This is a genomic window from Shewanella sp. AC91-MNA-CIBAN-0169 (genome assembly GCF_040310165.1).
GTDB lineage: Bacteria > Pseudomonadota > Gammaproteobacteria > Enterobacterales > Shewanellaceae > Shewanella.
In genome coordinates, this window is record NZ_JBEOPM010000018.1 from 68,027 (window position 1) to 80,340 (window position 12,314).

Sequence of the window (12,314 nt, forward strand, 5' to 3'; positions counted from 1 at the left end):
CCACAATGAATGATCTATTTATAACGCTACAACAAGCCTTTAGTGAAGCGTCATTAATGACGTTTTGGGAGGCTGTTGCCGTTATGCTAGCGCTTGCTTACTTAATTCTTGCTATGCGGACTAACATCTGGTGTTGGTCGGCAGCATTTATTAGTACCGCCATTTACACTGTACTATTTTGGAATGTATCGTTATTAATGGAGTCAGTCCTTAATATTTATTATATGGGGATGGCGGTATATGGTTATTGGTTGTGGTTGCACGTGCCACCTTCTCAGCAAAGCAATTTGCACAATTCTGAGCTGCATAATGGTACTCAGCACAACATAGAAACCAATCACCTTAATATTACCAGTTGGTCTTGGAGTACTCACGCTCGGCTTATCGGCGCGACATCATTAGTGTCTATGCTGGTGGGATATTTAATGGCTCATTACACGTCGGCCGCATTTCCCTATATCGATGCGGCAACCACTTGTTTTGCTATCGTTACAACCTATCTAGTAGCAAAAAAAGTGCTGGAAAATTGGCTCTATTGGGTCGTCATTGATTTTGTGTCTATTTACCTTTACTTCCAAAAAGGCTTAATGCTGACATCGGGTTTGTTTGTTTTATACGTCGCAATGGCAGTTGGCGGATACATGATGTGGCGTAAGAAATATCGTCATCATATAATAACGCAACACAATACGAGTCAAGAGGTGGTTGGTGCATAACCAACCATAATATCATTTTATTAGAGTAAATATTTGATGTCCCAGCCGTTGTTATCTCTACCTATCGATGTGCTTAATATAATCAACAAAGCCATGCCAACCACATTATTTCAGCAGCTTGCTACGCAATGTACTGCGGTGTCTTTTCTTAACACAGGGATCAGTAATGTTAATATTAAGTTATCTTGTGAAGATGGCGATAAGGTCTTACGAGTAAATCAGCCTCACAGTAATTGGTGCGATAGAGCGCTTGAAGTTGAATGTTGGCAAGCTGCAATTGTGGCTAACATTGCACCTGCATTGATTTGGGTCAGTGATGATAAGCAAGTGTATCTGAGTGAGTTTATTGATCAACCAGAGACAGACTGGTCGATATTTGCCTCAATGCGCAGTCACTTATCACTTGGGCAATCGACAAATCAATCCATTGCGGCTGTGGATGCCGTTCCTTTGCTTAGTGCATTATTTTGTAAACTCAGTGTGTTGCCGGTGCCGGAGAAAAGCATTACCGTTAGTGAGCAATGGCAACAATATGCATACCAATTAGATTCATTAACGGGGTCGCAAACAGATCCAAAATGGCATGATGCGAGGCAGCAATTGTTACGCTTAAATGGGCTTGTTCGACATTGGTTATCGCAGTTAGAAGCCTGTGTGTTGCTGCCGACTTTTTGTCATAGAGATTTAACTCCACACAATTTACTGCTTAGCGGCAGAGCCCCTCAGCAACTGCTTTGTATAGACTATGAATATGCTGTGGCGAGCCATCCGTTGTTCGATTTAGCCAGCGTCGTGGCTAGTCATCAACTATCAACGAAGCAAGCTAACCAATTAATCGATAACGTGATTATGCAATACTGTCAGGTTGCAAGCCTCACCGATGTGTCTGCGGCCAAAGCGGCATTACCCGCTGCAATAAATTGTTTTTGGTTATTTTCGGCAATGTGGGCGTTATTAATGGCAGCCAAAGAACCGCAAAAATCTACACAATACTTACAATACTTTACAAAGTATTTTACATTAATCACTTGCTAATATGCTCTGATAAAGTACAAGCTTCTGATAAAGTATAAGTGAAGTAATACCAGTTCTAATAAATATCTGGTCATTCAGCGCCTACTAGACAAGTAATAAGATTATAGACATAGTTTTTCTACGTCAAAATCATATTAAGCAGCATAGAAGGTTCTGAAACCCGTCCTGCGGGAGTCATTCAGACTTTCTATTTTTTGTTGCATTGTTTCATAAGGGAACAACCATTCTTTCAACAATGCGTCTCAAACTGAAAAATCTGAGTGACTCTGATTGATCACATCATTACTGGATTTGATATAAATTTTGATAAAGGAATTATCTGTGTCTAAAAAATTGATTATCCTACTGTTAAGTAGCTTATTTTTTGTCGGCTGCTCAACCAAAGTAAGCTATTTCTTTCTGGATTGGGCGATAGAGTGGGAAGTTGAAGAGTACGTAGAGTTAACCTCAGAACAGCAAGATAAATTTGATATTATTATTGAATCGTTTTTAGTCTGGCATCGCCAACAAGAATTACCGCGTTATCGTGATCAACTGTCTTTATTATCGACATTGACTAATCAACAAACAATGACCCCAGAGCTATGGCTTAACCAAGTGTCAATGGCGAAGGCACATTGGTCCCGAATTTTCGATTTTGTTATGCCTGATCTGTTACCTATTATGGCGAGCTTATCTGATGGACAAGTTGATCAGATACTGGCGCAGCTAAAAAAAGAACAACAAGAATTAATCGAAGAATACGCCGGCAAAGATCAAGCTGAATTGATAAAAGACTCAGATAAAAGAATCGCCGAGCAATTATCTGAATGGACTGGCGATGCTACAGATGAACAAAAAAACATTATTCATCAAGCTAATACGCAGCGTTTAGCCACGTTAGACATGTGGCTTGAGTATCGCCATGAATGGCTAAGTCAATTTGAACAAGCACTGAAACGCCGTCAGCAAACTGATTATTTTACCCAACAAATGAAATTATTAATGATCTCGCCAGATGAACTGAAATCAGAGGTTTATCGCGATAATGTTACCGAAAATACCCGTAAGTTTGGCTCAATGTTGATTACGCTTAATCAAACATTTAGTCAAAAACAACGTAAGCACTTTGATAAAAAATTAGCTGAATTAGTAGAAGATTTAACTGAATTACACTTAGACAAATAATATCTATTTTTATCCGTTAGTCTCCAAAGCTGAAATATTTTTAATCTTCAGCGGGTCTATTACTACAACAACGATTTCAGCTAGGATTATTTATGCAGACACTAAGTGGATTTTATCAACAATTTTTAAATGTGATTAAACATACAGAAGGCTTAGCCGCCTTACTGCTAAGGCTTTATCTTGCGCCAGTGCTAATGCAGGCAGGATACAACAAATTGTCACATTTTGAAGACACCGCAGCATGGTTCGGCAATCCCGACTGGGGACTCGGTTTACCTATGCCAGAAGTCATGACTGCGTTAGCTGCAGGCACTGAATTGTTCGGTGGTTTTTTACTGTTGATCGGTTTAGCCACTCGAATCGTGGCATTGCCAATGATGGTCACAATGCTAGTTGCTGTTTTTGCGGTGCATTTACCCAATGGTTGGTTGGCTATTGCCGACCCAAGTTCGTGGTTGGCGAATGAGCAAGTGTTAGCTTCAGCGGAAAAGCTTTCTGCGGCGAAAGCTATTTTACAAGAGCACGGTAATTATGAATGGCTAACCAGTTCAGGTAATTTTGTTATTTTAAATAATGGTATTGAATTCGCGATGACGTATCTAATTATGTTATTGGCATTATTTGTGATTGGTGGCGGCCGTTACACCAGCGTTGATTACTTTATAGGACGCCGGTTGTTAAAGTAACCTTGTTTGCATCACCTGATCTCAGTATAAAAAAGGGCTGTTTGAGAGGCGTTTGTTATTTCGAGTTTAGGTTACATAGAACACCCCTAAAAAATCCCACCTAATACGTGGGATTTTTGCTAATATCGGCAGCATAATTTACTCAAAAGGATTGTATCTTGGACGCCAAACAACTGTTATTGACTCGCCAATCGACGCCTCGCCTAGTTGCCCCAGCACCCAATGCCGAACAACTCACTTTTTTGCTTGATGCAGCAGCAAGAGTACCAGACCACGGTGCATTAACGCCTTGGGAATTTATTATTGCGGTAGATGATGGCTTAGCTAAGTTGGCAGATATTTTTGTTGATGCGGCTAAAAAAAGTGGTGCAGATGATACTTTTCTGACTAAAGTCGCTAACATGCCTTATCGTGCGCCTATGGTGATTACGGTCGTCGCCAAAACACAAACGCATGATAAAGTACCCGTTTTAGAACAGCATATAGCAGCGGGTTGCGCCACGATGGCAATGCAGCAGGCGGCATTTTCGATTGGGCTAGGTGCGGTATGGCGTACAGGCGATTTTGCTTTTGATGCTAATGTGAATAACGCATTAGGATTAGCAGCAGACGATCAAATTGTTGGCTTTTTATATGTTGGCACCCCAGCAGTGCTCGCTCCCACTAAACCGCTTAAAAGTGGCCAGCAATTTGCGCGATATTTGTAAGCATTGCAAGGTTGGGGTATGACCAATGGGCCACGACGTTGGTGGCCGCAGGCCATAAGTACAAAGCAAAACAAACACCAAGATCTCGGCTCAAAAGCATTACCAGGACGACGAGAAGGGGGTTAACAAGCTCTTGTTCAATAATATATTAAGAAACAATCAGACTTTATTCACTGAACTTCAAAGCAAAGCTCTAAAACAAATCTATTCGTAGAACTCGAGTGGGATCATGTTTTGATAGACATAATAGCCTAATGGTCCCATTAACAAACTCAGCATAGACCACACTACACGTTGACCATGTTTGATATGTGCTTTCGAGGTATAGGCTCGATAGCAAAAGTGAATATGTAAAATCAGTAATGCAATGAGCATTAATACTAACGTAATATCCATATTATTCATGTCATGTTCCTTTGCGTTCCAGCAATGACTTATCTAAGTGTAAGCTTAAAATTAAAATCTGCAGTAAAAATAATAGAAATCCATGTTCTTAAACAGCTATTCACTGCTAACACCTTTAATTTACGTTAAAAATTATCCGATTAATAGCCCGTAAACCATTAAATATTCATAATTTTTTAATTTTTGCACAAAGGTATTACTTGTCCATCATTACGTACTGAATGTTTGAGGTCAATCATAGATTTTTGTGGTAACCACAATGGATATTTGCACATGGTCACGTTAAATAGCGGGCTATTGATTAATGTGGTTAACCAAGCGTTAACTTTAGGGTATGGCATGGTGTTAAACCACGAAGGTTCAACATTAGCAAACTGTCGAATAAACGGAAAAATAGCAAAATCAGCTAGTGTTGGGCTGTCGGTACACAAATAGTTGTGTTGCAGCAACTGCCTTTCCAACAACTGAATAAACTGCTCTGCCTGTTGTCGATACCAAAGTTGACTGTATTCAGGGAACCTGTCGGCATACTTATATTTATCTAACCATGGTTTAAATTGATTATCATTGGCATTAATGAGCGATTCAGTCATTGATTTATCTAACCAGTATTGCAGGACTTGATACTCTTCTGTGGTTAAGTAATGGTTTTCTGGCGCTGGGTGTTCAGTTAATACAAAGCGCATAATATCTAGACTTTCACTGATCACTTGGCCGTTAGTAAACTCTAAAACCGGCACTGTGCCTTTGGCCGAAATGGCGATCAGCTCTGCGGGTTTATTCTTAAGCTCTATTTCACGCACTAACGGATTCAGTTGGCTCAAATGAAGACTAATACGTGCTCGCATAGCATAAGGGCAACGACGAAAGGTGTACAAAATGGCAGAATTCATTAGGTGTCTATAAAATGATGTCTTGCTAATAGAGTAACGTTTCTTGGCTGAAAACCCAAAATTAACCGCTACCAACATTGTAAAAAAGTACATCTGCTGGTTTTAGTATTTTTTTGACTGTGATTTAGGTATACTTTCGGCCGTTTTTTTGAGTCTGTGCACAGTGTGCAGACCTTATTTATATGCACAGTAATATGCACTGGAAATTAAGTTCCAGCCAGCGGAGACCTCATTTTTATGCAACAACCTAAACAAGCGTCTAAACAAGAGCCTAAACAAGAACCTATTCAAAAAGCTATAACAGCTGCATCTCAAGCCCAAGTCGCTGTGTGCGCGTTATATAAATTCGTGGCATTACCGCATTTTGAGGCAGTTCGTCAGCCATTGCTGAGTGTCATGGAACAAAACGAAATCAAAGGCACTTTGTTGCTTGCTCAAGAAGGCATTAATGGCACTGTTGCAGGAACCTCATCAGCGATTGATATTTTATTGGCCTGGTTGGGCACTCAACCTGGTTTAGATAATATCGTGACTAAGCTATCTTTTGACGCTGAAATGCCGTTTTATCGCACCAAAGTGAAGCTGAAAAAAGAAATTGTGACTATGGGTATTGAAGGTATTGATCCTCGTAAAGTCGTCGGGACCTATGTGAAACCTAAAGACTGGAATGCACTTATTTCAGATCCAGATGTGGTGTTGGTTGATACCCGTAATGATTACGAAGTGAAGATTGGTACTTTTAAAAATGCTGTTAATCCAGTAACCGAGACTTTCCGTGAGTTTCCTGAATATGTGAAGCAAAATTTAGATCCGGCTAAACACAAAAAAGTGGCGATGTTTTGTACCGGTGGTATTCGCTGTGAAAAATCTACTGCATATTTGAAAGAGCAGGGCTTTGATGAGGTATATCATCTTGAAGGCGGCATATTAAAATATCTTGAAGAAGTCGAGCAAGAGCAAAGCTTATGGGAAGGTGAATGCTTTGTGTTTGATAACCGCGTAGCGGTAAATCACAGCTTAGAAAAAGGTCAATACGATCAGTGTAATGCTTGTCGTATGCCAATTACTGAAGCAGAAAAACAAACTGAAGCCTATGTTCAAGGAGTCAGCTGTCCACATTGCATTGATAAGGTGCCTGAAGAACAACGTCAGCGGTTTATTGAGCGTGAGCGTCAAGTACAATTAGCCAAGCAACGCGGTGAAGCGCATATTGGTAGCGATGTAAAGCAAGTGATTGATGCTCGTCGCCAACAAAAAGAAGCTCAGCGTAAAGCACAAGAAAAAATGAATAACAAAGGCTAATGAATACCTTTGCTAAAACGAAAGCCCAATCTACATAAGATTGGGCTTTTTTGTTATGGGCACAGTATTAACAGTTACCCTATTTCAGGTTAGTTAGATTTTTATCATTTTAAACGCCATATACAGCGTTGCCTTTTAAGATAAGGGACTCGCTTTACCCAAGCGGGAGATAAAACAGTGATAAAGGGTTTAGCAAGTGTCATAAGTGTGTTATTTTGAGCGCTTTTTTCGATTAGATGACAGAAGGTAAGTCAATGTTTGTTGGATTTGATTACGGCAGTGCCAACTGTGCGATTGGGGTAATGATTGATGATACGGTATCGTTATTACCATTATCAACTCATTCGGATTTTATGCCTTCAACGTTGTACGCAATGGATCGCGAGCTTATTGCCGAGGCGGTATACCAAGGATTACCAGAACACTTAAAAGCAGAGTATTCTCATTTGCGCAGTTCTCAGTTAATGCGTGCAAAACAAATGCGTCATGAGCTTGATCTGTCGCCGAATGAACAAGCCGTATTTGTTGGCCAAGCTGCGATAGATGCTTATTTAGACATGCCTGAAGAAGGTTTCTATGTCCGTTCTCCAAAGTCTTTTTTAGGTGCCAACGGATTACGTGTTGAACAAATAGCCTTATTTGAAGACATTGTCACCTTGATGATGCAACATGTTAAAACACTAGCCGATAAAGCGTTAAACGCAAAATCGCTTAGCGCAGCGAGCCATGCGGTGATAGGTCGACCGGTTAATTTTCAAGGCATAGGTGGCCAAGACAGTAATCAACAAGCTGAAACCATTTTACGCCTGGCGGCTACTCGTTCAGGCTTTACTGATGTGAGGTTTTTATTTGAACCTTTAGCTGCAGGTATGGATTTTGAATCAAACCTTAGCGATGACAATACCGTGTTAGTGGTCGATGTTGGCGGTGGTACGACAGATTGTTCAGTGGTAAAGATGGGGCCGTCCTACATTAAGCAACAAGACCGCAGCCCAGACTGCTTTGGCCATTCAGGTCAACGGATTGGTGGTAACGATTTAGATATCGCATTAGCGATGACTGGATTGATGCCAAGCTTTGGTGCAGACACGTTAATGATTAACGGTAAACCTATGCCAAGAACACCTTTTTGGAACGCGGTGGCCGTCAATGATATTAGTGCCCAACGTGACTTTGTTAGTTTACCTTCTCGTAAGTTAGTTGAGCAGCTAATCAAAGAAGCGCAGCAGCCTGAACTATTAGTTCGTTTACAAAAAGTACAAAAGAATCAAATGAGTTATCAAGTGGTACGCCAAGCTGAAGCGGCGAAAATTAGTTTGTCAGACAATGATACCATTCTATGTTCGTTAGATTTTATTGAAAAGGGGCTGTTAGTCCCATTAACAGCAGCACAGTTTGAGCAAGCCATTAATGATCCCTTAGCGAAAGTTGAAGCATTAATGAAACAAGCGATGCAAACGGCTATCGCTAAAGCGGAGCAACAAGATTGCGATATGCCAACCAGTCCTGATATTGTATATGTAACAGGCGGTACGGCCCGAAGCCCAGCTATATACAATAAAATTGCTAGTGTGTACCCCAATGCCAAAGTGGTGGTGGGTGACCATTTCGGTTCGGTAACAGCAGGTTTAACCCGTTGTGCTCAAAGTGCATTTAACTAAAATTCATTGCACTTAGCTCGCGAAGGCTGATGGTTATGTTAAAGGCTGATGGTTATGCTAAAGGTTGGTCATTGTGCTAATAGTAGAATGATCAACCAGCATGCTTTGTCTGCCATCAATATGGTCAATTAATATGATTATAGTGATCACCAAAATGATGACAATGTTAGTTATTATTATGGCTTGCGGCGGCCGCGCGTCAGTGTGGACTTATTTGTCATTAAAGGCATAGCCATAATGGTTTACCTTTAATGACAGAACATCTCAATTTTTTATAACAACCTATTTTGATGATATAAACTCATAATATTAAAAGGTGTTACCGATGAAAAAAATGCTAATAGTGCTAGGGTTAACGGCACTTCTTACGGCTTGTTCTGACAATGAAGTCGGTGATGTATCACTTGGGATGTTTACGACACAAGACATAAAATTAAACATTTTAAAGGATGACATCGTAACAGGTGTCACTTGTCACATCGCCTCAATAGAAGAAAATCTCAGTTTTTCAGATCCAAGTGATAGTTCTATTTCTTGCAGACAAACAGGGGAAATCACCACCGATATGATTGCACAAATAGATAAAAGTAAATCTGGTGAAGTTGTGTTTAAAAAATCAAAAAGTATATTTTTCAAAACCATGAAAATCAGAAGAATATTCGATGCTGAAAATCAAACGTTAATGTATGTCTCTTACTCTACCAAAGAAACATCGGGAAGCTTCAAACACAGCCTTTCGACCGTTCCACTTTGGGGAACCAAAGCTTATGTTGACCTCGCACCAGCTCACTAAGGGCAAAGGTCTGTCTTGCTTCGGGCATATTCGTATGCATTTTCTACCATCTTGTTATCTGGTTTTGGTACAAGGGAAAATAGGTTGTTCGGTTAATTGATTTCACGATGAATCATTAACAGGTTAACTCGCCATTTAAGGCATACAAAAATGCCTGTTAGGTTCGCTAACAGGCATGTCGAATTGAGCAGATTAAATGAATACGTGAATTAACACTCGACGATATTCACCGCAAGACCGCCTTTTGCTGTTTCTTTGTATTTACTCCGCATGTCTTTACCGGTTTCCATCATCGTTTTAATGACTTTATCCAGTGACACTTTGTGATTACCGTCACCGCGAAGTGCCATGCGTGAAGCATTAATCGCTTTTACAGCACCCATAGCATTACGTTCAATACAAGGTACTTGGACTAGGCCGCCAACTGGATCGCAGGTTAAACCTAAGTTATGTTCCATGCCAATTTCAGCGGCGTTCTCAACCTGTTCTACGGTTCCGCCCATGATTTCAGTTAACGCACCGGCTGCCATTGAACAGGCTACGCCCACTTCACCTTGGCAACCCACTTCAGCGCCAGAAATCGAGGCATTTTTCTTGTACAAAATACCAATGGCAGCAGCGGTTAACAGATAGCGGCTGCACACATCGATATCGACTTCTTGCACAAACATATCGTAGTAACACAATACTGATGGGATAATCCCTGCTGCGCCGTTTGTTGGCGCTGTAACAACGCGGTCGCCTGCGGCATTTTGCTCGTTAACCGATAAAGCAAATAAATCGACCCAGTCCATAGCGGTCAATGGGTCAGTGTTATTTCGCCCTTCCGCTTTTAGACGACGGTAGAGTGCTGGCGCACGTCGGCGTAATTTTAAACCGCCTGGCAATATGCCTTCTTTGTGATAACCACGTTCAACGCAGTTTTTCATGGTTTGCCAAATTTTCCACAAACCTTGCTTGATATCATCTTCACTTGCAATGCTAAGTTCATTGGCCATCATTAATGATGAAATACTTAAGCCGTTGTCGCAGCACAATTGCAGCAATTGCAATGCACTATTAAAGTCGTAAGGTGCTTGTTCTATTGGCGTTGCTGGAGACGCATTACGTTGAGTGATTTCATCTTCATCAAGAATAAACCCGCCGCCAACTGAATAATAGGTACGCTGATATATGCATTCGCCTTTAGACAATGCATATAAGGTCATGGCATTAGCATGTGCAGGTAAGGTTTTACGTCTGTGGTAGGTTACCCCTTCTTCGCGAGTAAATTTCACCTGACGTCCGTCTGCTAAGGTAAGTTTTTGAGTCGTAGACACAATGTCTAAAATGGCATCAATCCCATCGGTATCTACGGTTTCTGGATCTTCACCCATCAGGCCTAAAATGACCGCTTTTCCTGTGCCGTGACCTTTACCTGTTTGGCCTAAAGATCCAAATAATTCTGCTTGTAACTCATCGGTATTCGCTAATAAATTATTATCAGCGACATGCTGTATAAAAATTTTACCTGCCTTCATAGGACCCACTGTATGTGAGCTAGAAGGACCGATACCAATTTTGAACATGTCAAATACGCTAATCATGTTGTTTAACCCTTGCTGAGTCGTTTATTGTTTTCGTTATAAGTGAGTATAATCGTCAAAAGTAATGTTGGCGGTTTATCTCTTATTCTTGGTAGAGTATCCCACACATTAATCAATGACAGTTCATTAGATTTTTTGATGCATTATTCTCACATTAGCCAGCCTTATACTTGATGCATAATGTGACTGGATTAACCTGGCATGATTGTCAGCTATATAGATAAGGGAAAGATTTGAGCTATTTAATGATGGATCTTGCAGGTTTAACTGTATCTGCAACAGAAACTGAGCAATTACAGCATCCGCAAGTGGGTGGTATTATATTGTTTAGTCGCAACTGTGAAAATAAAAGTCAATTAATTGAATTGGTTAAAAGTGTTCGCAGTATTCGCCCTGAATTATTAATTGCGGTCGATCATGAAGGTGGCCGAGTTCAACGTTTTCGTGAAGGTTTTAGTTTAATTCCTGCCATGGGTGATATTTTACCTGCCGCTAAAGGCGATTTAACATTAGCTAAACAATGGGCGAAAGAGTGTGGCTTTTTAATGGCAGTTGAGCTGTTAGCGTGTGATATTGATTTAAGTTTTGCGCCTGTTTTAGACGTAAATGGTATAAGTGAAGTGATTGGAAAGCGCAGTTTTAGTGCAAATCCTGATGAAGTCAGTGCATTAGCTCAGCAGTTTATCATTGGCATGAATGAGGCCGGTATGGCTGCGGTAGGAAAACATTTTCCTGGTCATGGCAGTGTTGCTGCCGATTCACATATTGCCATGCCAGTTGATCCAAGGACTAAAGAGCAAGTGGAAGCTTTTGATATGCAGCCATTTAAGCTCTTGATAGGTTCTCAGCAGCTACAAGGTGTGATGCCAGCACATGTGGTTTATTCAAATATTGATCCTAATCCCGCTGGCTTTTCATCTTACTGGCTACAAACTATTTTACGTCAACAATTAGGTTTTGATGGGGTGATTTTTTCTGACGACTTAGGCATGAAGGGCGCCAGTTTTGCTGGTAATTACCTTGGCCGTGCTAAAGCGGCATTAGATGCTGGCTGTGATATGATTTTGGTCTGTAATGATCCTGTTGGCGTTAATGCTTTATTAACCGAGTTTGATTGGCCTGCTGCAGAACCTACACATACCGCATTATCGCTAAAGGGTAATACTGCACAATCCTTGCAGGCGCTTGAGCAACAATCGCGTTGGCAAGCTGCGCAGCAATTGACGATGGACATTACTCGTATTGCACAATCATTGTAAATTGTCTCAATAACCACAGCTCGAGTTAAGGGGGCGTATTTATTCTCCCGGGCAGAGGTTGTCGAGTAAATGAGCAGGCCATTAAGCAAAAAAACCGGATCAAT

12 protein-coding genes are annotated in these 12,314 nt (G+C 40.8%); 9 read left to right on the forward strand and 3 right to left on the reverse strand.

The features are described from left to right. Positions 1 to 5: 5 nt before the first annotated feature. The 5 genes from pnuC (at position 6) to AAEY98_RS15535 (ending at position 4,311) form a co-directional block, all read left to right on the forward strand. Entirely contained in the window at positions 6 to 716 is a 711-nt protein-coding gene (gene pnuC, locus AAEY98_RS15515) for a nicotinamide riboside transporter PnuC (protein WP_101086834.1), read from the forward strand. 36 nt (positions 717 to 752) lie between these two features. Beyond that, complete coding sequence (locus AAEY98_RS15520; RefSeq protein WP_351018029.1) at positions 753 to 1,751, forward strand: phosphotransferase; 999 nt, start codon at positions 753 to 755, stop codon at positions 1,749 to 1,751. Positions 1,752 to 2,072: 321 nt separating this feature from the next. Next, positions 2,073 to 2,918, forward strand: coding sequence for a DUF6279 family lipoprotein (locus tag AAEY98_RS15525; RefSeq protein ID WP_162023366.1), 846 nt, complete (start codon positions 2,073 to 2,075; stop codon positions 2,916 to 2,918). 92 nt (positions 2,919 to 3,010) lie between these two features. Then, positions 3,011 to 3,604, forward strand: coding sequence for an HvfX family Cu-binding RiPP maturation protein (locus tag AAEY98_RS15530; protein WP_162023365.1), 594 nt, complete (start codon positions 3,011 to 3,013; stop codon positions 3,602 to 3,604). A gap of 158 nt (positions 3,605 to 3,762) precedes the next feature. Continuing rightward, positions 3,763 to 4,311, forward strand: coding sequence for an NAD(P)H nitroreductase (locus tag AAEY98_RS15535; RefSeq protein WP_351018032.1), 549 nt, complete (start codon positions 3,763 to 3,765; stop codon positions 4,309 to 4,311). A 204-nt stretch (positions 4,312 to 4,515) separates the two neighbouring features. Here the strand turns inward: AAEY98_RS15535 and AAEY98_RS15540 are convergent, their stop codons facing one another. Together AAEY98_RS15540 and AAEY98_RS15545 are read right to left on the reverse strand one after the other, a co-directional pair. Continuing rightward, complete coding sequence (locus AAEY98_RS15540; protein ID WP_101086839.1) at positions 4,516 to 4,716, reverse strand: hypothetical protein; 201 nt, start codon at positions 4,714 to 4,716, stop codon at positions 4,516 to 4,518. Positions 4,717 to 4,892: 176 nt separating this feature from the next. After that, on the reverse strand, positions 4,893 to 5,609 hold the full coding sequence (locus tag AAEY98_RS15545) for a glutathione S-transferase (protein ID WP_351018035.1): 717 nt from the start codon (positions 5,607 to 5,609) through the stop codon (positions 4,893 to 4,895). A gap of 237 nt (positions 5,610 to 5,846) precedes the next feature. Between AAEY98_RS15545 and trhO the strand changes: the two genes are divergently transcribed. The 3 genes from trhO to AAEY98_RS15560 all read left to right on the forward strand — a co-directional run bounded on the left by trhO (position 5,847) and on the right by AAEY98_RS15560 (position 9,365). Next, on the forward strand, positions 5,847 to 6,911 hold the full coding sequence (gene trhO, locus AAEY98_RS15550) for an oxygen-dependent tRNA uridine(34) hydroxylase TrhO (protein ID WP_335691580.1): 1,065 nt from the start codon (positions 5,847 to 5,849) through the stop codon (positions 6,909 to 6,911). A 254-nt stretch (positions 6,912 to 7,165) separates the two neighbouring features. Beyond that, complete coding sequence (yegD, locus tag AAEY98_RS15555; protein WP_350978138.1) at positions 7,166 to 8,572, forward strand: molecular chaperone; 1,407 nt, start codon at positions 7,166 to 7,168, stop codon at positions 8,570 to 8,572. A 325-nt stretch (positions 8,573 to 8,897) separates the two neighbouring features. Then, positions 8,898 to 9,365: a CreA family protein gene (locus tag AAEY98_RS15560; RefSeq protein WP_101086842.1), complete on the forward strand. Its 468-nt coding sequence runs from the start codon at positions 8,898 to 8,900 to the stop codon at positions 9,363 to 9,365. A gap of 209 nt (positions 9,366 to 9,574) precedes the next feature. Here AAEY98_RS15560 and AAEY98_RS15565 read toward each other — a convergent pair whose 3' ends face one another. After that, a complete protein-coding gene (locus AAEY98_RS15565) occupies positions 9,575 to 10,951 on the reverse strand; it encodes an L-serine ammonia-lyase (RefSeq protein WP_101086843.1) in 1,377 nt (458 codons plus the stop codon). A gap of 233 nt (positions 10,952 to 11,184) precedes the next feature. Between AAEY98_RS15565 and nagZ the strand changes: the two genes are divergently transcribed. Next, on the forward strand, positions 11,185 to 12,210 hold the full coding sequence (gene nagZ / locus AAEY98_RS15570; protein WP_162023361.1) for a beta-N-acetylhexosaminidase: 1,026 nt from the start codon (positions 11,185 to 11,187) through the stop codon (positions 12,208 to 12,210). Positions 12,211 to 12,314 lie beyond the last annotated feature (104 nt).